Here is a 22,885-nt window from a genome sequence, read left to right on the forward strand (position 1 = left end):
CACGGCCGGAAAGCCGGGAATAGGCTTCTAGGGCGACGCCCCCCGTACTATGATGGCGACAACGCGAAGGTTTGCGGTCCCGACGCATCCGGCAGGAGAGCTCTCCTCGATGGAACTCTTGTTATGGCGCTGGAGCACCATCGTCCAGGCCACCTCCAACCTCATCATCGCGGTGTTCTTCATCGCGCTCGCGCTGTCCCTTCGCCGACGCGAACTGCATGCCTGGCTCGGCGCCTGGCTGTTCAACCTGGGCGCGCTCGGCGTCACCATCACCTACTGGATCGTGCGACCCGAATCGAGCTGGGGACGCACCCTGGCCGGCATCGGCTACACCTTCTGCAAGACCATGTTCGTGCTGTTGCTGATCGTCGGCGTGAGCAACTTCCTGGCCCGCCCCGCGCGGCGCAACGTGTATCTGAAGATGACCGTCATCGCCGCGGTCTTCGCCATCGTGGTCGCGTACGCCAGCCGGTCGCTGCAGGCGCTGGGGCTGCTGCAGGAAAGCATGATCGCGCTCGGCTTCGGTGCCGGCACCCTCTACCTGCTGACGCAGAGTGGCCGCTTCGCCTGGGTCACGGTCGGCTTCGGCATGCGCGCGGCGCTCTCGCTGGTCTCGATCTACGCCTATGGCTCACAGATCTGGTCGACGCCGCCAACCCCCGGCTCGGCGCTGTCGATCTTCGTCTCGGCGCATTCCTCGTTCGACGCCGGCGCCGAGTGGATCATCGCGCTCGGCTGCCTGCTGACGACCTACCGCCTGATCCAGCACGAACTGACCACCTCCAACGTCGAACTTCGTACTGCGCAGCGGAAGATGCAGCAATTGCTCGAACGCGACCAGCTGACCGGCGTGTTCAACCGCCGCGCCCTGCCGGCCATGTTCGACGAAGCGCGCAAGACCGGCGCTACCGTGCTGTTCTTCGATCTGGACGACTTCAAGAAAATCAACGATGTACAGGGACATCATGCCGGCGACGCGAGCCTGACCCGCTTCGCCCGCGCCCTGCAGGAATCGTTCCGTACCGGCGATCGCGTGATCCGCTACGCCGGCGACGAGTTCGTCGTGGTCGCCCAGGACATGGACCTCGGCGCCATCGAGACGCGCGTACGCAACGTGCGCGAGAAGGTGCGTCTGGCCGACGCCGACGTCCCCGCCCTGCGCTTTTCCGTCGGCCGTGCCGTGCTGCACCCCGATGGCGACCCTGACCATGCCCTGCGCGAGGCCGATCAGGCGATGTACGACGCCAAGGCCGAGGGGCGCAGCGAACTGGGCCTGAAACCGAACGAGGCGTGATCGCGATCGACGATCACGCCATCGGCAGCTTCAACCCCTGCTCGCGAGCACATTCGACGGCGATGTCATAGCCAGCGTCCGCATGACGCATCACGCCGGTACCCGGATCGTTCCACAGCACGCGTTCGAGGCGCTTGTCGGCGGCCTCGCTGCCGTCGCAGACGATGACCAGGCCGGCATGCTGGCTGTAGCCCATGCCGACGCCGCCGCCGTGGTGGAAGCTGACCCAGGTCGCGCCGCTGGCGGTGTTGAGCAGCGCGTTGAGCAGCGGCCAGTCGGACACGGCGTCGCTACCGTCCTTCATCGCTTCGGTCTCGCGGTTGGGCGAGGCGACCGAACCGGAATCCAGGTGATCGCGGCCGATGGCGACCGGTGCCTTCAATTCGCCGTTGCGCACCATCTCGTTGAAGGCCAGACCCAGCTTGTGGCGCTGTCCCAGACCGACCCAGCAGATGCGCGACGGCAGGCCCTGGAAACGGATGCGCTGCTCGGCCATGTCCAGCCAGTTGTGCAGGTGCGGATCGTCGGGGATCAGCTCCTTCACCTTGGCGTCGGTCTTGCGGATGTCCTCTGGATCGCCCGACAGCGCGACCCAGCGGAACGGACCGACGCCACGACAGAACAGCGGGCGCACGTAGGCCGGCACGAAGCCCGGAAAATCGAAGGCGTTGGCGCAGCCCTCGTCCTTGGCCATCTGACGGATGTTGTTGCCGTAGTCGAAGGTCGGAATGCCCTGCGCATGGAACGCCAGCATGGCCTCGACGTGTTGCTTCATCGAGCGCTTGGCGGCGTCGCGCGTGCCCTCGGGATCGGACTGGCGGCGCTCGAACCATTCCTCGACCGTCCAGCCCAGCGGCAGGTAACCGTTGACCGGATCGTGCGCGCTGGTCTGATCGGTGACGGCATCGGGCTTCACGCCGCGCTTCACCAGCTCCGGCAGGATGTCCGCAGCGTTGCCCAGCAGGGCGATGGACTTGGCCTCGCCCGCTTTGGTGTATTTCTCGATGCGCGCCAGGGCGTCGTCGAGATTCTCGGCCTGCTCATCCACGTACTTCGTGCGCAGCCGGAAGTCGATGCGGCTCTGCTGGCACTCGATGTTCAGCGAACAGGCGCCGGCCAGCGAAGCCGCCAGCGGCTGGGCGCCGCCCATGCCGCCGAGGCCGGCGGTGAGAATCCACTTGCCGGTGAGGTCGCCGCCGTAGCTCTGGCGGCCCATCTCGACGAAGGTCTCGTAGGTGCCCTGCACGATGCCCTGCGAGCCGATGTAGATCCACGAACCGGCCGTCATCTGGCCGTACATCATCAGGCCCTTCTTATCGAGCTCGTGGAAGTGCTCCCAGTTCGCCCAGGCCGGCACCAGGTTGGAATTGGCGATCAGCACGCGCGGCGCATCGGCATGGGTGCGGAACACACCAACCGGCTTGCCCGACTGCACCAGCAGCGTCTCGTCCTCGTTCAGTTCGCGCAGCGACTTGAGGATCGCATCGAAGCATTCCCAGTTGCGCGCGGCGCGGCCGATGCCGCCGTAGACCACCAGCTCGGCCGGGTTCTCGGCCACCTCGGGATCGAGGTTGTGCTGGATCATCCGATAGGCCGCTTCGATCAGCCAGTTCTTGCAGGAAAGCTCGGTGCCGCGCGGCGGATGGATCTCGCGCGTGGTGTCGATGCGGGTCGGTGCGGCCATGCAGATTCTCCGGGTACGCAAATGCCACGGAGTATAGGCCATGCGTTCGGCCGGACCGGAGCCCGGGCGACGTCAGTGGCTGCTGGCGGCGTGTGCGGGCTCGGCTGTCTTGCGGTCGCTCGCGGATTGCACGGCCTGCTTGCTGGCGAAATCGTCGACGGCCGTGCGCTGCGTGGCGCGATAGCGGTCGTACTGGGCCTGATCGGCGGACTGCAGCTGCGCCTTGGCGCGCGGACTCTGGAAAGCTTGGGCGGTGGTCGCGCTGGTCTGCTGGCGCTGCTGTTCCTTGAGCGCGTTGCTGCGCACGGTGTCGCGCAGTTGCTGGACCTGGGACTGCTGACGCGCCCGCTGGATCGCCTGCGTCTGCGCCAGCGCCGACGTGGCCCCCGCCAGCAGCAGGGTTGCCGAAAACGCCCACAGTCGAATGATGCGTACTGTCATGATGTTCCAGCATACTCCCGCCTTTGTTGCCTTGCCATGAACGCCATGAAACGAACGCTAAGTATCGCTTTCCTATCGATTTTTCTTCTTCTCGCCGGCTGCGCCGGAAACGCGCCGCGTGCGCCAGCCACGACGGCGCAAACGCGTCCGGCGCCGCTGCTGCTGATCTCCATCGACGCCTTCCGTGCCGACTATCTGCAGCGCGGTTTCACGCCCAACCTGCAGCAGTTGGCGGATACCGGCGTGCGCGCCAAGGCGATGCAGCCGGCGTTCCCGTCGCTGACGTTTCCCAACCACTACACCCTGGTCACCGGCCTGTATCCGGATCACCACGGCATCGTCGACAACAACATGCTGGACCCGAAGCTGGGCCGCTTCAGCCTGGGCAACCGCAAAGCCGTGGCGGACCCGCGCTGGTGGAACGAGGCCGAGCCGATCTGGGTGACGGCCGACAAGCACGGACTGAAGACCGCGACCATGTTCTGGCCCGGTTCGGGCACGAAGATCCGCGGCTACCGACCGGATCACTGGCTGCCCTACAACGGCAAGCTGACGCCGACGCAACGCGTGGATCGGGTGCTGCAATGGCTGGATCTGCCGCCGGGCGAGCGACCGACGTTCCTGACGCTGTACTTCGACCGCGTCGATCACGAGGGCCACGACTTCGGCCCGGATTCGCCGCAGGTCGATGCCGCCATGCACCGCATCGACGCCGCCATCGGCAGACTGATCGCCGGACTGAAACAACGCGGGCTGTACCGGCGCATGAACATCATCGTGGTGTCCGATCATGGCATGGCGCCCTCGCCGGCCAGCCACGTGATCCTGCTCGACAAGCTGATCGACTTGCAGGACGTCACCATCACGTCGATGGGCGAACTGGCCGGATTGATTCCCAAGCCCGGCCGCGACGCCGCCGTCGAAGCCGCGCTGCTGAAGCCGCATCCGCACATGCACTGCTGGAAGAAGCAGGACATTCCGGCGCGCTTCCACTACGGCAGCAACCCGCGCGTGCCGCCCATCGTGTGCTCGCCGCAGACCGGCTGGGACATCAGCACCAGCGGCTGGCTGGCCACGCACAAGACCACGCCCGGCTCGCACGGCTACGACAACGCCGACCCGCTGATGCGCGCACTGTTCATCGCCCACGGCCCAGCGTTCCGTGACGGGCTGGTGGTGCCGGAATTCCCCAACGTGGACGTCTATCCGCTGATGACGCACCTGCTCGATCTGCCGGCGCAGCCGAACGACGGCAGCTACGACGCGGTCAAGGACATGCTGCGTCCGGACGCGCGCTGACCCGCATGCCTGCGCCGGCGATCAGCCCAGCTGGTCGTCGGCGAGGTGGTACTTGGGGTCTTCCAGCACGTTGACCTCGATCATCTTGCGCGCCTTGTGCAGCAGCTCGGCGCAGTCCGGGCTGAGATGGCGCAGATGCAGGCGCTTGCCGACCTTCTGGTAGCGCTCGGCGAGCGCGTCGATGGCTTCGATGGCGGAATGGTCCATGACCTTCGCGTCCTTGAACTCGATGACCACGTCCTTCGGATCCTCGCGCGGCGTGAACAGATCGGCGAAGCCGCTGACCGAGGCGAAGAACAGCGTGCCGCGCAGCGCGTAGATCTTGCAGCCGTCGCGGTCGGTCGAGGTCTCCACGGCGATGTGCTTGGCGTGCTTCCAGGCGAACACCAGCGCCGAGATCACCACGCCGACGATGACCGCAATGGCCAGGTCGGTGAACACCGTCACGGCGGTCACCCCGACCACCACCAGCGCATCGGCGCGCGGCACCTTGCCGAACACGCGCACGCTGCCCCACTCGAACGTCTTTTCCGAGACCACGAACATCACGCCGACCAGCGCCGCCAGCGGAATGCGCTCGATCAGGTCGGAGGCGAACAGAATGAAGCACAGCAGCGCGACGCCCGCGACCACACCGGACAGACGCCGGGTCGCGCCCGCGTTCACGTTGATCATGCTCTGGCCGATCATCGCGCAACCGCCCATGCCGCTGAACACGCCGCTGAGCACGTTGGCCGCGCCCTGTGCCATGCACTCGCGATTGGGCTGACCGCGGGTTTCGGTCATTTCGTCGATCAGGTTCAGCGTCAGCAGCGATTCGGTCAGGCCGATGATCGACAGGATCAGCGCATACGGGAACACGATGCGCAACGTGGCGAAGTTCCACGGTACGTCGGGGATGTGGAACGGCGGGAAGCCGCCCTTGATCGACGCCAGATCGCCGACCGTGCGCGTGGCGATGCCGCCGAACTGGGTCAGCAGCGCCACCGCGATGATCGCCGCCAGCGCCGAGGGAATCGCCCGCGTGAATTTCGGCAGCAGGTAGATGATCGCCATGCTCAGCGCCACCAGCCCCAGCATCACCAGCAGCGGCGTGCCGTGCAGCCAGTGCAGCGCGCCGTCCGCGCCCTTCTCCTTGAAGTGATGCAGCTGCGCCAGGAAGATCACGATGGCCAGGCCGTTGACGAAGCCCAGCATCACCGGGTGCGGCACCATGCGGATGAACTTGCCGAACTTCAGCGCGCCGAAGACCAGCTGCATCAGGCCCAGCAGCACCACGGTGGCGAACAGATACTCCACGCCGTGCGCGACCACCAGCGACACCATCACCACCGCCATCGAACCGGTCGCGCCGGAGATCATGCCGGGGCGGCCGCCGAACACCGCCGTCACCAGACACATCACGAACGCGGCATAGAGACCGGTCAGCGGATTGACGTGGGCGACCAGCGCGAAGGCCAGCGCCTCGGGCACCAGCGCCAGGGCCACGGTCAGACCGGACAGGGTGTTGTTGCGGATTTCAGCGATCGAAAGAGACATAGACAAAACTCGGACACATGCTCGCCGCGCAGCCGAACGCGGCGCACGGGAAAAACGAGGGGTCCGCCGGGTACGGCAGACGAACGGCAAGAACGCCCGGCCGGGCGCGATGTCGGTAGCGTGCTTACACTGGGACGGTCCATCGATGCGGCGCCGAACGGCGCGCGCGAATGACGCATTGTCGCATGCCCGCGACCGACGGTACACCGACCGCGGGTGTTCGCCCGCTACTGCGCCGCGCCGCCATGGATCGGCGTGTTGCGCGACGTCGCCAGCGGCGGAATCGCGATCAGACGCAGCGCACCGAACAGGCCGACGACGGTCAGCAGCGCGGTGAACAGCGTCACGCCGAGCCAGCCGTCGCGGCTCCAGAACAGGCCGCCCGCGACGCCGGCCAGACTCGACCCCATGTAGTACGCGAACAGATACAGCGAGGACGCCTGCGCCTTGGAATGCGGCGCGCGCCGGCCGACCCAGCTGGCCGCCATCGAATGGCCGGCGAAGAAGCCGAACGTGACCACCGCCAGCCCCAGCACCACCAGCGCCAGCGGCTGCAGCAGCATCAGCGCCATGCCGACCAGCAGCAGCACGAAGGCGCTCCAGAAGCACTTGCGGCGACCCATGCGGTTGGCGACATGCCCCATCCAGGTCGAACTGAAGATGCCCACCAGATACACCGCGAAGATCGCGCCCTCGGCGCTGACGCTGAGGCTGTACGGCGGCGCCAGCAAGCGGTAGCCGATGTAGTTGTACAGCGTGACGAAGGTGCCCATCAGCAGGAAGCCCTCGATGAACAGCCAGCGCAGGCCGCGCTCGCGCAGCAGCTCGCCGAGCGTGCGCGCCAGCGCGCCGGCACGCAGCCGCCGCGCCTGGAAATGACGCGACTCAGGCAGCGTGCGCCAGAAGACCAGTGCGGCGACCAGACCGATCGCACCGATGCAGGCGATCGCCGCGCGCCAGCCGAGCACATCGGTGAACACGCCCGTCAGCAGACGCCCGCCCATGCCGCCGACCGCCGAGCCGCCGATGAACAAGCCCATCGCCAGTCCCACCGAATCGACGTGCATCTCCTCGCTGACGTAGGCCATCGCCACGGCGGGCACGCCGCTCAGCGACAGCCCCATCAGCGCGCGCAGCAACAGCAGTCCGTGCCAGTTCGGGGTCAGCGCGGTGACCAGCGTCAGCAGCGACGACAGCAGCAGCGACACCTTCATCACCTGCTTGCGCCCGCGCGCATCCGACAGCGCGCCGCACGCCAGCATGGCGAAGGCCAGCACGCCGGTGGTCAGCGACAGCGACAGACTGGCCTCGGCCGGATGCACGCCGAACGTCGTCGAGAACGTCGGCATCAGCGGCTGCACGCAATACATCAGACTGAAATTGCAGAAGCCGGCGGCAAACAGGGCCAGATTGGTGCGTCGGAAGTCGGCGCTGCCGTGACGGATGCGCGTATCGGTTCGAGAGGCGTCGGAGGGAACGGTTTCGGAAGACATCGAAGACATGGGGCATGCTGCTCGCATCGCACGCACGGCCGCGCAATGACGACCGTGCCGCACAGGCTGCGCAGCATACATGCTGCGGACGTTTCGGCAGCCGTGTCGATTTCACGAACCCTCGTTCGTCGACTCCATGACTGCCTGCCTCGGAGAACCGTCATGAAACACCTCAGCGCCCTCTGCCTTGCCGCTTCGCTAGCCCTTGCAACCACCGCCATCGCACGCCCGGAAGCCGGCGTCGTGGGCGATCGCTACACCGTCGATCCGCAGCACACCTATCCCAGCTTCGAGGCCGACCACATGGGCGGCCTGTCGGTCTGGCGCGGCAAATTCAATCGTAGCCACGGCCATATCACGCTGGACCGCGCACACGGCACCGGCCTCGTCGACGTGACCGTGGACACCGACAGCATCGATTTCGGTCTGGACGCGCTCAATGCCGAAGCCAGGACCAAGGACCTGCTGGACACGTCCCGTTATCCGGCCGCGCACTACACCGGTCGACTGGCGAACTTCGTCGACGGCGCGCCGACGCGCGTCATCGGAACCCTGAGCCTGCACGGCACGACACGGCCGCTGGACCTGCAGGTGCTCTCGTTCAAGTGCATGCCTCACCCGATGCTCAAGCGCGAGCTGTGCGGCGCCGATGCGCTGGCCCATTTCGACCGCTCGCGTTTCGGCATGGATGCCGGCAAGGATTACGGCTTCGACATGAATGTGACGCTGCGCATCCAGGTCGAGGCCCTGCGCGACAAATGAGTTCCGTCGAGCCAGAATCGATTGCCTGTCCCTTTCCGCGTCGTCGGCATGACTTTCGGTCGACGTGACAAATACGATTCGAGAACGAAACTGACCGCATGACTGTGCAACCCTCCACCACACCGCATCATCTCGACACGCTGCGCCGACGCCGCTGGCTGGCTCTGGCGATCCTGTGCCTGGGCACGCTGATGATCGTGCTCGACACCACCATCGTGAACGTCGCCCTGCCCTCGATCCGCAGTGCGCTGGGCTTCTCCGAGGCCGGACTCGCCTGGGTGGTCAATGCCTACATGCTCACCTACGGCGGCTGTCTGCTGCTGGGCGGCCGCCTCGGCGATCTGTACGGGCATCGCCGCCTGTTTCTGCTCGGCATCGTCGTCTTCACGCTCGCCTCGCTCGCCTGCGGACTGGCCGGATCGCAGACCGTCCTGCTGGTCGCCCGCGGCATCCAGGGCGTGGGCGGCGCCGTGGTCTCGGCAGTGGCGTTGTCGCTCATCATGGACCTGTTCAGCGAACCCGCCGATCGCGCCAAGGCCATGGGCGTGTTCGGCTTCATCTGCGCCGGCGGCGGCAGCATCGGCGTGCTGCTCGGAGGACTGTTGACCAGTGCGTTGAGCTGGCACTGGATCTTCCTGGTCAACCTGCCGCTGGGCATCGCCGTATTCGCGCTGTCCGCGCGTCTGCTGCCGGGAACGCACGACGCGAAAGGCAGCACGCACCTGGACGTGGCCGGCGCGATCACCGTCACCGCTGCGCTGATGCTCGCCGTCTACGCCATCGTCAACGGCAACGGCGCCGGATGGACCTCGCCGCGCACGCTCGGCCTGCTCGGTCTGGCGGTGGCGCTGCTGATCGCGTTCCTGTTGATCGAAGCGCGCGTGCGCGAGCCGCTGATGCCGCTGGGGCTGTTCCGTCTGCGCAACGTGGCCACCGCCAATGTCGTCGGCGTCCTCTGGGCGGCGGCGATGTTCGCCTGGTTCTTCCTGTCCGCGCTGTATCTGCAACTGGTGCTCGGCTACGACCCGATGAAAGTGGGGCTGGCCTTTCTGCCGGCCAACCTGATCATGGCGGTGTGTTCGCTGGGTATTTCCGCGAAGCTGGTGATGCGCTTCGGCATCCGCGCACCGCTGACGGCCGGCCTGGTTTTGGCCGCCATCGGTCTGGCGCTTTTTGCTCGCGCGCCGGCGGACGGCCATTTCGTGGTCGACGTGCTGCCGGGCATGGTGCTGCTCGGCATCGGCGCCGGCATCGCCTTCAATCCGGTCCTGATGGCGGCGATGAGCGATGTGCCGACGAACCGCTCGGGGCTCGCATCGGGCTTGGTCAACACCTCATTCATGATGGGCGGAGCGCTGGGCCTGGCCGTGCTGGCCAGCATGGCGGCCACACGTTCGTCCGATCTGCTGTCCTCGGGCACGCCCCCCGTGCAGGCGCTCAACGGCGGCTACCACCTCGCCTTCCTTGCCGGCGCCTGCTGCGCCGGGATGGCCGCGGCCATCGGGCTGGCGATGTTCCGCACCCGAGCCGCGACGTTCGAGGATGCCGAGACCGCACCGACGCACTGACGATTCGCCCGCGCCGCACCGGCCGGCGCGGTCAGGAACAGGGACATCGCGGTGCCGCGGCCGGAGGCGCCGCCCGAACGCAGGAGCATGCGTCATGAGCTACGTCGACGGTTTTGTCCTACCCGTTCCCGAAAAGAACCTTGCCGCCTATCGCCGGATGGCGCGCCTTGCCGGCACGATCTGGCGCGAGCACGGCGCGCTGGCCTATCACGAGTGCGTCGCCGATGACGTCCAGCCCGGCAAGCACACCTCGTTCCCGCAGGCCGTCAAACTCAAACCCGGGGAAGTGGTGGTGTTCTCGTGGATCGTCTACCGTTCGCGCGCGCAACGCGACCGCGTCAACGCAAAAGTGATGGCAGACCCGCGACTGAAAAAATTCATGGACCCCAAAGCACTGCCGTTCGACGGCAAGCGCATGTTCTGGGGCGGTTTCAAGTCGATGGTCGATCTGCAGGACGAGTCGCCGGCAAAGGCCGACGCCGGAAAATGAGGCGCTTTCAATCCGTGGAACGGGACGCCGGAGCGCCCGTTCCACGAGTGCTCAGGCGTAGCACGGCGCGACTTCGCGCACCTCGACGGTCGCCCATTCAGCCGCCGGGCATTCACGGGCAACGGCGAGTGCCTGCTCGCGATCCTCGCAGGCCAGCAGGAAGAAACCGCCGATCATCTCCTTCGATTCCAGGAACGGACCGTCGCGCAGCACCTGCTTGCCGTCGCGGACCTGCAGGCGCAGCCCTTCACCGTCGTCGCGCAACGACTCGGCAGCGTGCAGCAACCCGCGCTCCCTGAGTCCCGCTGCGAAGGTCAGCATGCGGTCGTAGACGTGCCGCCCTTCCGCTTCGGTCCGGGTCCGCCGCTGTCCGCGCGGTTCGACAATGAGCAACATGTAGGCCACGTTCACGACTCCTGTAGGTATGCATCAGTCCACGCCGGACATGCAGGCCCAGGCACGACGCTGCAGCAACGCACGTTCGCGCGCGTTCTGCGCGAGCGCCGCGGCGCGCTCGAATTCAGCGCGCGCCTCGTCGCGGCAGCCGAGCCGCAACAGCAGATCTGCGCGCACGCTGGGCAGCAGATGGTAATTCGCCAGCAGAGGATCTTCGGTCAACGTGTCGACGCGGTCCAGACCGACCTGCGGCCCGTAGGCCATCGCCTCGGCGACCGCGCGGTTCAGTTCCACCACTGGCGAGGGCATGACTTCGGCCAATGTCGCGTAGAGATCGGCGATGCGCGGCCAGTCGGTCGCTTCGGGCGACGATGCACGCGCGTGGCAAGCGGCGATCGCGGCCTGCAGCGCGTACGGCCCCCGCCCGTGCAGCGCTTCGGCGTGCGCCAGCGCGTCGAGTCCGCGCTCGATGCCCTGCCGGTCCCAACGGTCGCGATCCTGGTCCATGAGCAACACCAGCTCACCGTCGCCGTCCACGCGTGCCTGCATGCGCGAGGCCTGCAGTTCCATCAGCGCCAGCAGCCCGGAGACTTCCGGTTCCTGCGGCGCCAGACTGGCAAGCACGCGGCCCAGCCGCAGCGCGTCTTCGCACAACGCCGGACGCACCCAATCGTCGCCGGCCGTCGCCGCATAGCCTTCGTTGAAGATCAGATAAACGACCTCGAGCACCGAGGCCAACCGCTCGTTGCGCTCGGTCCCGCGAGGCACTTCGAACGGCACCTGCTTCTTTTCCAGCGTGCGCTTGGCGCGGACGATGCGTTGCGCCACCGTCGCCTCGGACACCAGAAAGGCGCGGGCGACTTCGGGCGTGGTCAGCCCGCCCAGCACGCGCAAGGTCAGCGCCACGCGCGCCTCCGTCGAAAGTGCCGGATGACAGGCCGTGAAAACCAGTCGCAACAGCTCATCGCCGATGTCGTCGTCGGGATCGATCTCGTCCTGCGGGTCGCCGCGACGCGTCGCCGCTTCCAGTTCGTGTACCAGCTGTTCGTGCTTTCGCGACAGCATGGCGTCGCGACGCAGACGATCGATCGCGCGGCGTTTGGCGGTGGTCATCAGCCACGCTCCCGGGCGATCCGGAACGCCTTCATCGGGCCAGCGCTCCAGCGCCGCGACCAGCGCATCCTGGGCCAGCTCCTCGGCCAGACTGAAGTCGCGCGTCATGCGTGCGAGGCCGGCCACCAGTCGAGCGGCTTCCTCGCGCCACACAACCTCGATGACGTGGTGAGGGTCGGTTGCCATGGCAACCGATCAGAGCACCCTCCGAGGCCACGCGCAAGCGCCACCCGTCGTGAATCGGAGCCCATTCCACAGGACCACTCCCGGTGGCGGCGGTCCGGTACGCGAACCGCCGCCACCCAGCTGATTTCAGGCTTCCTCGGGAAGCGGGGCCATCACCATCCAGGACACGCCGAAACGGTCGACCGCCATGCCGAAACGACTGGCGAAGAAGGTCGGCGCCGGCGCCATGGTCACCTGGCCACCCTCGGCCAGCGCGTCGATCCGGCGCTCGACCTCGTCGTCGCCGTCGACGGTGACCGACAACGAAAATCCCTTGAACTCGGGCCGCCCCTTGCTGAAACCGTCGGAGGCCAGCACCTGGGTCTCGCCGATCTGCAGGGTGGCGTGCATCACCTTGTCGTCGGGCGGGATGCTGCCGTCCGGGCACGACTGCTTCCCGGGACCATCGTCGCCGTAGCGCATCAGCATGAGAACTTCGGCGCCAAGCGTCTCGCGGTAGAAATCGATGGCTTCTTCGCAGCGGCCGTCGAAGAAAAGATAGGAGTGAATGAACATCATCGTTTTCCTGGAGTAGACATGGGATATCCCGCATTCCTGCAGGGAAAGTGCATGCGAATCAGCGCCCCGATTCCATCCGTGCGCGAAGTCGCTCTTCCCGTTCGGCCATGTCGGGCGAAATCGCCTCGCCGAAATCCTCCATCTCGTACAGAGGGCGAATCTCGATCTCGCCATCCGCTTCGTGCGGCGGAGGACAGCGCCGCACCCAGTCGATGGCCTCCTGCATCGAACCCACTTCCCACAACCAGAAACCGGCAACCAGCTCCTTGGTCTCGGCGAACGGTCCGTCGATGACACTGCGCTTGTCGCCAGAAAACGCCACCCGCACACCGCACGAACTCGGCTTCAGCCCTTCGGCGGCACGAACCACGCCGGCCTCGACCAGCTCCTCGTTGAACTTGTCCATCGCCTCGAACAGTTCCCGGCGGGGCATGCGACCCGCCTCGGAATCGGCCGTGGCTTTCACCATCACCATGACGCGCATATCGAATTCTCCGTTGTGCAGTGGAAACAAGCGACCGTTGCGGCCGTTCATGGATACGACGAAGCAACCACGGCGAAATCGACATGGCCCGAAAAATCTTTTCGGGCCATGTCGTGCAGAAAAGCCGCCGACACGCATGCCAGCCCCGAACAGCATCGACGCGATGCATGCATGGACGATCGATCGCGCCTTGCGCGCGACCGAATGCACGAATGCGGGATCCGTCTCGTCACCCCTTCGCCTATTGGCATCGCGTGCAGGAAAAAAAAGGACGAGGCATATCGCCTTGTCCAGGTCCTGCGCATGTCAGCCATGGACAGAGATCGTCGCTGCGCCATCGACGAGGAGGTGCGCTGCATTCGCGATCACGGCGGTCCATTCCTTCCGTGCAATATCCGCACGGTTACCCCGCACGTGCCGCCTTCCGGCGCACCGTGGCCGGTGCACCGGAAACACTCTGCGCACGCCGTCACCCGATCAACCGCTCAGGAGCGACATCATCGACTGCGGATAGCGCGTGCCCGCGGCCGCGTCGTGCGGGAACACCGCATCGATCGTCGCCAGCTCCTCGGCCGACAACGCAACGTCGAGCGCGCCGATGTTGTCGTCCAGATACTTGATGCGCTTGGTGCCGGGGATCGGCACGATGTGCGCGTCCTGTGCCAATACCCAGGCCAGCGCCAGTTGCGCCGGCGTGCAACCCTTGTCGCGCGCCAGTTCGGCCACCTTCTCCACCAGCGCCAGGTTGCGCTGGAAGTTCTCGCCCTGGAAGCGCGGGCTGTGTCGGCGGTAGTCGTCGTCGTCGAAATCGTCCGGACTCTGGATCGCGCCGGTGAGGAAACCGCGCCCCAGTGGACTGTAGGGCACGAAGCCGACGCCGAGCTTCCGGCAGGTCTGCAGCACGCCATCCTCGGGGTCGCGCGTCCACAGCGAATACTCGCTCTGCACGGCGGTGATCGGATGCACCTTCTGCGCGCGCTCGATGGTCGCCGCCGCCGGCTCGGACAGACCCAGGTACAACACCTTGCCTTCCTTCACCAGGTCGGCCATCGCACCCACGGTGTCTTCGATGGGCGTGTCCGGATCGACGCGGTGCTGGTAGTACAGATCGATGTGATCGACGCCGAGACGCTTCAGGCTGGCTTCGCAGCTGGCCCGCACGTACTCGGGCCGACCGCTGACGCCGCGCCTGGAAGGATCGTCCGGATCGCGCACGATGCCGAACTTGGTTGCCAGGAACACGGCGTTGCGGCGGTCGCGGATGGCCTTGCCGACCAGCACCTCGTTGGTGTGCGGACCGTAGATGTCGGCGGTGTCGAGAAAATTCAGCCCGGCATCGAGCGCGTGGTGGATGACGCGGATCGACTCGGCGTCGTCGTGCGCGCCGTAGAACTCGCTCATGCCCATGCAGCCCAGACCGAGGGCGGAAACTTCAGGCCCCTTGGGACCCAGCGTGCGTGTCTTCATGCCTTGCGCTCCTTGTCGAAATGAAACCACCGGGCCGGGAACACCGCCTTCAACAGCGCGGGCAACCGGCGGACCGATGCAGTGTCCCGCGACGCATTCCTCGAAAAAAGCGGATATCTGTTGATGTTCTGTGAAGTTTTGCTAATTAATAGGCTTCGATAGTGCTCCCCCGGACGGCCCGCCATGCGTGACGACCCCACTGCCGCTCTGCGCAACGTCCAACTGATCGCGCGCTACGGCAGCTTCACCCGCGCCGCGCGCGAGCTGGACGTGACGCCTTCCGCGCTCAGCCAGAGTCTGCGCCAGCTGGAACGCCAGCTCGGCGTGCGGCTCCTGCACCGCAGCACGCGGCGCGTCGGCCTCACCGAAGCCGGTCGCGAGTTCCTCGCCCGCATCGCACCGGCCATGGACGTGATCGACGACGCAATGGAGAACGCGCGCCAGCACGGCCAGCGTCCCGCCGGCACGCTGCGTCTGACCATGGCCAACTCGCTGATGCTGGGCCGCGTGATTCCCGACTTCATGCGCGCTTACCCGGACATCACGCTGGACCTTCGCGTGGAGACGCGCCTGGTGGACCTGATCGACGAGGGCCTGGACGCCGGCATCCGTCTGGGTGAGCGCCTGCAGAAAGATGTCGTCGCCATCCCGCTGGGCGGTCCCAACCGTTCGCGCGTGGTCGGCTCGCCGGCGTACTTCAAGCAGCACGGCACGCCGATGCACCCGCGCGAACTGTCGGCCCACAACTGCGCCCGATTCCGCTTCCGCCCCGACGGTCCGATCCACCAGTGGGAATTCGCGCAGCGCGGCGGATCCCATGCCGGCCGCTGGTTCGAGGTGCATGTGGACGGCAATTTGATCGTCAACGACAACGCCCTGATCGTCGAAGCCGCACGCCGGGGCACGGCGCTGGCACAGTTGCTGGAGGAATACGTCGCCGACGATCTTGCCAGCGGCCGGTTGGTGAGCGTTCTGGACACCTGGCTGCCACCGTACGATGGCTGGTATCTGTACTATCCGAGCCGCTTCCAGGTGCCGCCCAAGCTGCGTGTGTTCATCGACTTCGTGCGCGCCAAGCTGAACGGCAGCGAATGATTTGGACGTCCGTTGCTTGACCTTCACGCAGCCCGGGGCCAACACTGAAACTGTGTCACGCAAGGAGCACATCATGCGTTCATGGATTCCTGTCGCCGCCGCCCTGCCGATCCTGCTGGCGGGCTGCTCGTCCTCCGCGCCGGATGCCGCCCACGTGTCCTCCGCGGCGCCATCGCATGCCGCCACCCAGCTGGCGGCAGCACCCCGCGCGAGCAACGCCTCGCTGGCGCATTTCCGCAGCTCCGCCTTTGGCTTCCGCCTGGACTACCCGAAAGGCATGCTCGAACAGCGCAGCTTCACCGGCGGCTACATCAGCAACGACGCGTGGAAAGCCTATGCCTCGCCGGACAGCAAGGGCACGCCGGTCGTGGCGCTGATCCTGCCCGGTTCCGACGACGTCAGTCGCGCCGCGCTGCGCATCGGCGCCAGCCGCGATCCGCAGTCCGTGAACGATTGCCTGAAAGCGCCGTCGACGGCGCGCGGCGCCAGCGGCACGCGCAGCATCCATGGCGCGCGCTTCACCTATTTCGAGGCGGGCGACGCGGCCATGAACCACTACATGCACACGCACAGTTACCGCCTGGTGCACGATGGCGCGTGCATCGCCATCGACCTGATGGTCACCGGCACCAACCCGCAGGTCTACGATCCGCCGCGCAAGCCGCCGTTCACGCAGGACGACGCCTTCGCTCGCCTGCAACAGGCGCTGCGGGGCTTCCACTTCACGCTGTAGCGCGCAGCGTCTCCACGGTGCCGCGGTAGCGCGCGGCGATGCGCGCCTCGTCGCGGTGGCGGAAATCGCGCACCACCCAGACACCGCCAACCATCACGTCGCGCACCAGCGGCGCGTTGCCGGCGAACAGGAAGCTGTCGAGCATCGACGCCGCGTCGCGCGCTGCCAGCTGCGGCGCGTCGTCGTCGAGCACCAGCAAGTCCGCACGACGACCTTCCGCACACGCGCCCAGCGGCATGTCCGCCGCCTGCGCGCCGCCCGCCGTCGCCGCCTGCCACAGTGTCTCGCCGACGCTGGCGCCGCGCCGACGCGCGGCGATGTTGCGATGCCGGTCGCGCAGACGCTGCCCGTATTCCAGCCAGCGCAGATCCTCCTTCGGCGACACGGAGATATGCGAATCCGAACCAATGCCGAGGCGTCCGCCGGCATCGAGGTACTCGGCCAGCGGAAACAAACCATCGCCGAGATTGGCCTCGGTGGTCGGACACAGGCCGGCGACCGCGCCGCTGGCCGCCAGTCGTGCGATCTCGCTCCGATCCAGGTGGGTGGCGTGCACCAGACACCAGCGCGCGTCGACCGCGGCGTGGTCGAGCAGCCACTGCACCGGGCGCGCGTTGCGCACCGCCAGACAGTCCTGTACCTCGCCAATCTGTTCGGCGATGTGGATGTGGATGGGACCCTGCTTCAGCGGCTCGGCCGCCAGCACCTCGCGCAGGGCCGCTTCGGGCACCGCGCGCAACGAGTGCAGCGCCGCGCCGACGCGCAGCATCGGGTTCTCCTCGCGACGCAGCGTCTCGATCAGTTGCAGGTAGGCGTCCACACGCAGACCGAAGCGCCGCTGACGCTCGCTGAGCGGACGGCCGTCGAAACCGCCGCTCAAGTACAGCACCGGCAGCAGCGTCATGCCGATGCCCGCCTCGTCGGCCGCCGCGATCAGGGCGCGCGACATCGCCGCCGCGTCGGCATACGGGCGACCGTCGGGCTGCTGATGCAGATAGTGGAATTCGCAGACGTGGGTGTAGCCGGCCTTGAGCATCTCGACGTACAGCTGCGCCGCGATCGCCTTCAGTGCATCCGGCCCGATCCGCGAAGCGAACGCGTACATGGCTTCGCGCCAGGTCCAGAAACTGTCGTCGCCGGGGCCGCGGCGCTCGGCCAACCCCGCCATCGCGCGCTGGAATGCGTGCGAGTGCAGGTTGGGCATGCCCGGAAGCACCCAGCCCAGATGCTGCTCGGTGTGCTCGTCCGGCGCACCCAGCGCGCCCGTTTCTTCGACGCCGATACGCACGTCGCGCTGCCAGGCGCCATCGCGCCACAAGTGATCGACACGCAGTGTCGTCCGGTCCATGCGAGTTCCTCGCCGACCCGGTGAGCCGGCTGCGGTTAAAAATTCGGCCCTCAGTGTGCGGCATAATCGTGTCATGACCAAGACGAATTCTCGCGACAAACGCCGCCTGCTCGTCCGACAGGCGCGCCTGGACGACGTGCCCCGGCTGGTCGAACTGACCGCGCTGGTCTACACGCCCGAGTGGGGCCATTCGGCGGAAATGCTGCGTGGCCAGCAGGCGCACTTCCCCGAAGGTCAGTTCGTGGCCGAATACGACGGCGACATCGTCGGCTACTGCGCCACATTCCGCATCGACGAAGCCACCGCGCTCAAGCCGCACTCGTGGACCGAGATCACCGGCGGCGGCTTCGGCTCGCGCCACGACCCGGAAGGCGACTGGCTGTACGGCATGGAAGTGGTCGTGCACCCGAAGATGCGCGGCATGCGCATCGGCCAACGGCTGTACACCGCGCGCAAGAATCTGTGCACCGAACTGAAGCTGCGCGGCATCGTGTTCGGCGGCCGCATCCCCGGCCTGTCCAAGGCGATCAAGCGCTTCAGCAGCGCCGAGAACTACGTGCAGGCCGTGATCGAGGGCCGCCGCCGCGATCCGACGCTGAGCTTCCAGCTGCGCAACGGCTTCGAGATGATCGGGCTGCTGCACAACTACGAACCAGGCGACCACCAGTCATTGGGCTACGCCACGCACATGGTGTGGCGCAACCCGGCCCTGCACGATCAGCCGGACGTGCCGCACGCCTCCGGCGGCTTGCCGATGCCGTCCACGGTGCGCGTGGCCTCGGTGCAATACCAGCAGCGCCGCATCCGCTCGTTCGAGGAGTTCGCGCAACAGGTCGAGTACTTCACCGACATCGCCGCCGACTACAACGCCGACTTCGTCACCTTCCCCGAACTGATCACGCTGCAGCTGCTGTCGATCGAGAACGAGGAACTGTCGCCCAACGACACCATCCGCCGCCTCAGCGAATGGACGCCGCAGGTGCGCGAGCTGTTCGGTCACCTGGCGGTGCGCTACAACATCAACATCATCGGCGGTTCGCATCCGACGCGGATGGACGACGGCGACATCCACAACGTCTGCTACATCTGCCTGCGCGACGGCACCATGCACGAGCAGGAGAAGCTGCATCCGACGCCGTCCGAGCGCAACGTGTGGGGCATCACCGGCGGCGACACCACGACCATGATCCAGACCGACTGCGGTCCGATCGGCGTGATGATCTGCTATGACTCCGAATACCCCGAGGTCGCGCGCCACCTGATCGACCAGGGTGCGCTGATGCTGTTTGTGCCGTTCTGCACCGACGTGCGCGAAGGCTACCTGCGGGTGCGTTACTGCTGCCAGGCGCGCGCCATCGAGAACCAGTGCTACGTGGTGATGTCGGGCAACGTCGGCAACCTGCCCGGCGTCTACAACTTCGACATCCAGTACGGCCAGAGCTGCATCCTCACGCCTTGCGACTTCCCGTTCGCCCGCGACGGCGTGGCCGCCGACTCGACGCCGAACATCGAGACGGTGCTGTTCGCCGACCTGAGCCTGGAGAACCTGGCCCGCGCCCGCAACTCGGGTACCGTGACCAACCTCAAGGACCGTCGCTTCGACCTCTACGAGACCCGTTGGCGGCGACGCAACAAGTCCAGCGCGACGCACGATTGAGCGCACTCGCAGGTTCGCCATGAAGATCTACGGACGCATCGACGGCAGCGGATTCGACGCCGAGACGAGTCTGCGCCGGCTCGCCGAGGTCACGCTCGTAGCCACGCCGAACGAGCTCCGGCGCATCGACATCTTCCTGTCGCCGTCCGCCGAGACGATGGAACGCATGGGCGCCAGCCATGATCACGAGCACCTTTCGGACCGGGTCGACGGCTTCGATGCCGCGCCCGGGTTCGTCGTGGCGCAAGCGTCTTCCGGCGACGCCTGATTCGCGGCGACCGACGTCAGCGCGAACGTCGGTTCGCCCGAACGGCGGCCCGCAAGCTGTCTGAAAGCGAAACCCGAAGCGGATTTGCGGCGATCCGCCACGGACGCGCCCCCGAAGATTTGCGATAATGGCGGGATGCCTGACGCCGCCGCCCCCCGCAAATCCACCAATCCGCGCCTCGAAGCGTTGCTCGGCCACGAATTCTTCGCGCCGCATCACTGGAAGCGACGCATCGCGCTGTGGCTCGGCGCCATCCTGGTAGCGCTGGCGGCGATCGTCTTCGCCAAGGCCAGCGACTGGTCCTTCAGCCTGTTCCAGCGCATGGTCGCCTACAAGGCCTGGTTGCCGCTGTGCGTGACGCCGGTGGTGTTCGGCCTGCTGGCCTGGGCCACCGAGGGCAAGCTGCGCGCGGCGCGCGGCAGCGGTATTCCGCAGGTCATCGGCACGCTGCACGTCGAGGACGCCGGCTTCCGCGAACGCATGCTGGCGCTGCCCATCGCCATCAGCAAGATGGTCATGACCCTGTTGGCGATGATGGTCGGCGCGTCCATCGGCCGCGAGGGTCCGACCGTGCACGTCGGCGCGGGCCTGTTCCATTCGCTCGGCCGGCGCTTCGGCTACACCGACCCCAAGGCGGCCTCGCGCTTCATCCTCGCCGGTGGCGCGGCGGGCATCGCCGCGGCCTTCAATGCGCCGCTGGCCGGCGTGGTGTTCGCCATCGAGGAGCTGGCCGGCGCGTTCGAGCACCGCTTCTCCGGTCTGCTGCTGACCTCGGTCATCGTCGGCGGCGTGGTCTCGCTGGGCGTGCTTGGCAACTACTCCTACTTCGGCGCCGTCGACGTCGACCTGCCGTTCGGCAACGCCTGGCTGGCGGTACTGGCGACCGGCATCGTCGGCGGCCTGCTCGGCGGCCTGTTCGCGCGCCTGGTGCTGCTCAGCCGCCGCGGCCCGCTGGCCTACATCGGCCGCGTGCGCGCGCGCTGGCCCGTGCTGTTCGCGGTCGGCTGCGGTCTCGCGCTCGGTCTGCTCGGCCTGATGTCGCACAACAGCGTCTACGGCACCGGCTACGATCAGGCGCGCGCCTTCGTGCAGAACGCCCCGGACACGGCCGGCGCCTGGTTCGGCATCAACAAGCTGTTCGCCAACGTGGTCTCGTACTGGGCCGGCATCCCCGGCGGCCTGTTCTCGCCGGCGCTGGCCGTCGGCGCGGGCCTGGGCCACAACATCGCCCACTTCCTGCCGCACGTGCCGGTGGCCGCGGTGGTGCTGCTGGGCATGAGCTCGTATCTGTCCGGCGTCACCGGCGCGCCGCTGACCTCGGCGGTCATCTCGATGGAGCTGACCGACAACCAGAGCATGATCATCCCGATCATGGCCGCCTGCCTGCTGGCCCGCGCTGCCGCCTCGTTGTTCAGCCCGACACCGGTCTACAAGGACTTCGCCGAGCGCCTGGTGCGCGACTTCGAGGATCGCCAGAAGCAGCTGCGCGAAGCCGAGGAACAGGCCGAACAGGAACGCCAGCGCGAGCACTTCGCCGGCATTGACACCGACGACGCCAAACCGGCGCAGCCGGAAGCCACCAACCGGACCACCGCGTTCGAGGAAGTGTCCGCCGAACCGGCCAACAAGGACGAGGCCGCCGCCGACGGCGAGCAGACCGAGGCCCAGGCGACATCCGCCGCATCACCGCCCGATACCGGTGCGCCGCCCGACGACGGCGAACGGCGCTAAGCTGGGCGCATGACGGACCGCCCGCGCTTCGACCTCCTGCTGCTGCATGCCCGCATCGCCACGCTCGATCCCGAGCGCGACGCGGGCTATGGCCTGATCGAGGACGGCGCGCTGGGCTGCATCGACGGCCGCATCGCCTGGATCGGCCGTAGCGACGACGTATCGCCACAGACACGCGAACAGGCCGCACGTGTCGTCGACGCCGAACAACACCTGCTCACCCCGGGCCTGATCGACTGCCACACGCATCTGGTCTTCGGCGGCGACCGCGCCGACGAATTCGAGATGCGGCTGGAGGGCGCCGACTACGCGGCCATCGCGCGTGCCGGCGGAGGCATCCTCTCGAGCGTGCGCGCCACCCGTGCCGCCAGCGAAGACGATCTGCTCGCCCAGGCCCTGCCCCGCGCACGCGACCTGCTGGCCGACGGCGTGACGACCCTCGAGATCAAGTCCGGCTACGGCCTGGATCTGCAGACCGAGCGCCGCATGCTGCGCGTCGCGCGGCGCATCGGCGACGCGCTCGGCATCACCGTGCGCACCAGCTTCCTCGGCCTGCATGCGCTGCCGCCCGAATGCGCTGACGACGCCGAAGGCTACGTCGCCGAGGTCTGCGACCGCATGTTGCCGACGCTCGCCGGCGAGGGACTGATCGACGCGGTCGACGCCTTCTGCGAAACCATCGGTTTCACCCCGGCGCAGGTGCGGCGTCTGTTCGATCAAGCGCGCACGCTTGGCCTGCCGGTCAAACTGCACGCCGAACAGTTGTCCGACCAGGGCGGCGCGGCGCTGACGGCGTCCTTCGGCGGCCTGTCGGCCGATCATCTCGAATACCTCAGCGAGGACGGCGTGCGCGCCATGGCCGAAGCCGGAACCGTCGCCGTGCTGCTACCCGGCGCGTTCTACGCGCTTCGGGAAACGAAGCTGCCGCCGATCGAGAGCCTGCGCGCTCACGGCGTACCGATGGCCGTGGGCAGCGATCTCAACCCCGGCACCGCCCCGATGCGTTCCCTGCGGCTGGCAGGCAACATGGCCTGCACCCTGTTCCGGCTTACTCCGCTCGAGGCGCTGCGCGGCATGACCGTGCACGCCGCACGCGCACTGGGACTCGGGGACCGCGGTCTGCTCGCCGTCGGCAAGCGGGCCGACCTCGCGATGTGGAACGCGCGCCACCCCGCCGAACTGAGCTACTGGATCGGCGGCCGCCTGAACCACCGTTCCTACGTCGCCGGCCGCCCGGTCTGACGCGAGCGGCCACGCGCTCCCGGCATCCCATCTCGCT

At 67.1% G+C, this 22,885-nt stretch carries 21 protein-coding genes; 11 read left to right on the forward strand and 10 right to left on the reverse strand.

Annotated elements, in window-relative coordinates; genetic code table 11:
* Window positions 1–109 precede the first annotated feature (109 nt).
* A complete protein-coding gene (locus LF63_RS15280; RefSeq protein WP_052394955.1) occupies window positions 110–1,294 on the forward strand; it encodes a GGDEF domain-containing protein in 1,185 nt (394 codons plus the stop codon).
* A 13-nt stretch (window positions 1,295–1,307) separates the two neighbouring features.
* Here the strand turns inward: LF63_RS15280 and hutU are convergent, their stop codons facing one another.
* Together hutU and LF63_RS10325 are read right to left on the reverse strand one after the other, a co-directional pair.
* Window positions 1,308–2,978 carry a urocanate hydratase gene (hutU, locus tag LF63_RS10320; protein ID WP_043101560.1) on the reverse strand — a complete coding sequence of 557 codons (1,671 nt, stop codon included), beginning with the start codon at window positions 2,976–2,978 and terminating at the stop codon, window positions 1,308–1,310.
* A 72-nt stretch (window positions 2,979–3,050) separates the two neighbouring features.
* Window positions 3,051–3,419, reverse strand: a complete 369-nt coding sequence (locus tag LF63_RS10325) for a hypothetical protein (RefSeq protein WP_043101562.1) — start codon at window positions 3,417–3,419, stop codon at window positions 3,051–3,053.
* Between the two features lie 45 nt (window positions 3,420–3,464).
* On the opposite strand from LF63_RS10325, the gene LF63_RS10330 reads away from it, so the two are divergent.
* On the forward strand, window positions 3,465–4,718 hold the full coding sequence (locus tag LF63_RS10330) for an alkaline phosphatase family protein (protein ID WP_052395232.1): 1,254 nt from the start codon (window positions 3,465–3,467) through the stop codon (window positions 4,716–4,718).
* Between the two features lie 21 nt (window positions 4,719–4,739).
* Here LF63_RS10330 and LF63_RS10335 read toward each other — a convergent pair whose 3' ends face one another.
* Entirely contained in the window at window positions 4,740–6,257 is a 1,518-nt protein-coding gene (locus tag LF63_RS10335) for a SulP family inorganic anion transporter (RefSeq protein ID WP_043101564.1), read from the reverse strand.
* 227 nt (window positions 6,258–6,484) lie between these two features.
* Entirely contained in the window at window positions 6,485–7,759 is a 1,275-nt protein-coding gene (locus tag LF63_RS10340; protein WP_200877547.1) for an MFS transporter, read from the reverse strand.
* 153 nt (window positions 7,760–7,912) lie between these two features.
* On the opposite strand from LF63_RS10340, the gene LF63_RS10345 reads away from it, so the two are divergent.
* From LF63_RS10345 to LF63_RS10355, 3 genes are all read left to right on the forward strand, one after another.
* The gene (locus LF63_RS10345) at window positions 7,913–8,512 is read left to right on the forward strand and encodes a YceI family protein (RefSeq protein ID WP_043101566.1); all 600 of its coding nucleotides are present in this window, start codon (window positions 7,913–7,915) and stop codon (window positions 8,510–8,512) included.
* A 98-nt stretch (window positions 8,513–8,610) separates the two neighbouring features.
* Complete coding sequence (locus tag LF63_RS10350) at window positions 8,611–10,080, forward strand: DHA2 family efflux MFS transporter permease subunit (protein ID WP_043101568.1); 1,470 nt, start codon at window positions 8,611–8,613, stop codon at window positions 10,078–10,080.
* Between the two features lie 94 nt (window positions 10,081–10,174).
* Complete coding sequence (locus LF63_RS10355) at window positions 10,175–10,570, forward strand: DUF1428 domain-containing protein (RefSeq protein ID WP_052394960.1); 396 nt, start codon at window positions 10,175–10,177, stop codon at window positions 10,568–10,570.
* A gap of 51 nt (window positions 10,571–10,621) precedes the next feature.
* Here LF63_RS10355 and LF63_RS10360 read toward each other — a convergent pair whose 3' ends face one another.
* The 5 genes from LF63_RS10360 to LF63_RS10380 form a co-directional block, all read right to left on the reverse strand.
* Window positions 10,622–10,966 (reverse strand): YciI family protein, encoded by a 345-nt coding sequence (locus tag LF63_RS10360; RefSeq protein ID WP_235205369.1) that lies wholly within the window; start codon window positions 10,964–10,966, stop codon window positions 10,622–10,624.
* 33 nt (window positions 10,967–10,999) lie between these two features.
* Window positions 11,000–12,265: an RNA polymerase sigma factor gene (locus LF63_RS10365; RefSeq protein WP_043101570.1), complete on the reverse strand. Its 1,266-nt coding sequence runs from the start codon at window positions 12,263–12,265 to the stop codon at window positions 11,000–11,002.
* A 126-nt stretch (window positions 12,266–12,391) separates the two neighbouring features.
* Window positions 12,392–12,820 carry a VOC family protein gene (locus tag LF63_RS10370; RefSeq protein WP_043103675.1) on the reverse strand — a complete coding sequence of 143 codons (429 nt, stop codon included), beginning with the start codon at window positions 12,818–12,820 and terminating at the stop codon, window positions 12,392–12,394.
* 61 nt (window positions 12,821–12,881) lie between these two features.
* Window positions 12,882–13,307 carry a YciI family protein gene (locus LF63_RS10375; RefSeq protein WP_043103677.1) on the reverse strand — a complete coding sequence of 142 codons (426 nt, stop codon included), beginning with the start codon at window positions 13,305–13,307 and terminating at the stop codon, window positions 12,882–12,884.
* Between the two features lie 477 nt (window positions 13,308–13,784).
* Complete coding sequence (locus LF63_RS10380) at window positions 13,785–14,774, reverse strand: aldo/keto reductase (RefSeq protein WP_043101571.1); 990 nt, start codon at window positions 14,772–14,774, stop codon at window positions 13,785–13,787.
* A gap of 183 nt (window positions 14,775–14,957) precedes the next feature.
* Here LF63_RS10380 and LF63_RS10385 point away from each other — a divergent pair, with 183 nt between their 5' ends.
* The gene (locus tag LF63_RS10385) at window positions 14,958–15,869 is read left to right on the forward strand and encodes a LysR family transcriptional regulator (protein WP_043101573.1); all 912 of its coding nucleotides are present in this window, start codon (window positions 14,958–14,960) and stop codon (window positions 15,867–15,869) included.
* 73 nt (window positions 15,870–15,942) lie between these two features.
* Window positions 15,943–16,602: a hypothetical protein gene (locus tag LF63_RS10390; protein WP_043101575.1), complete on the forward strand. Its 660-nt coding sequence runs from the start codon at window positions 15,943–15,945 to the stop codon at window positions 16,600–16,602.
* Here LF63_RS10390 and LF63_RS10395 read toward each other — a convergent pair.
* Window positions 16,592–17,950 (reverse strand): formimidoylglutamate deiminase, encoded by a 1,359-nt coding sequence (locus LF63_RS10395; protein ID WP_043101577.1) that lies wholly within the window; start codon window positions 17,948–17,950, stop codon window positions 16,592–16,594. The genes LF63_RS10390 and LF63_RS10395 overlap by 11 nt on opposite strands.
* A 73-nt stretch (window positions 17,951–18,023) precedes the next feature.
* On the opposite strand from LF63_RS10395, the gene LF63_RS10400 reads away from it, so the two are divergent.
* The 4 genes from LF63_RS10400 (at window position 18,024) to hutI (ending at window position 22,848) form a co-directional block, all read left to right on the forward strand.
* Window positions 18,024–19,607, forward strand: a complete 1,584-nt coding sequence (locus LF63_RS10400; RefSeq protein ID WP_043101580.1) for a bifunctional GNAT family N-acetyltransferase/carbon-nitrogen hydrolase family protein — start codon at window positions 18,024–18,026, stop codon at window positions 19,605–19,607.
* A gap of 19 nt (window positions 19,608–19,626) precedes the next feature.
* Window positions 19,627–19,875, forward strand: a complete 249-nt coding sequence (locus LF63_RS10405) for a hypothetical protein (RefSeq protein ID WP_043101583.1) — start codon at window positions 19,627–19,629, stop codon at window positions 19,873–19,875.
* Between the two features lie 135 nt (window positions 19,876–20,010).
* On the forward strand, window positions 20,011–21,606 hold the full coding sequence (locus LF63_RS10410; protein ID WP_081945180.1) for a chloride channel protein: 1,596 nt from the start codon (window positions 20,011–20,013) through the stop codon (window positions 21,604–21,606).
* A 9-nt stretch (window positions 21,607–21,615) separates the two neighbouring features.
* Window positions 21,616–22,848 (forward strand): imidazolonepropionase, encoded by a 1,233-nt coding sequence (gene hutI, locus LF63_RS10415; protein ID WP_043101585.1) that lies wholly within the window; start codon window positions 21,616–21,618, stop codon window positions 22,846–22,848.
* Window positions 22,849–22,885: the final 37 nt, after the last annotated feature.

Source organism: Oleiagrimonas soli (assembly GCF_000761445.1).
Lineage (GTDB): Bacteria > Pseudomonadota > Gammaproteobacteria > Xanthomonadales > Rhodanobacteraceae > Oleiagrimonas > Oleiagrimonas soli.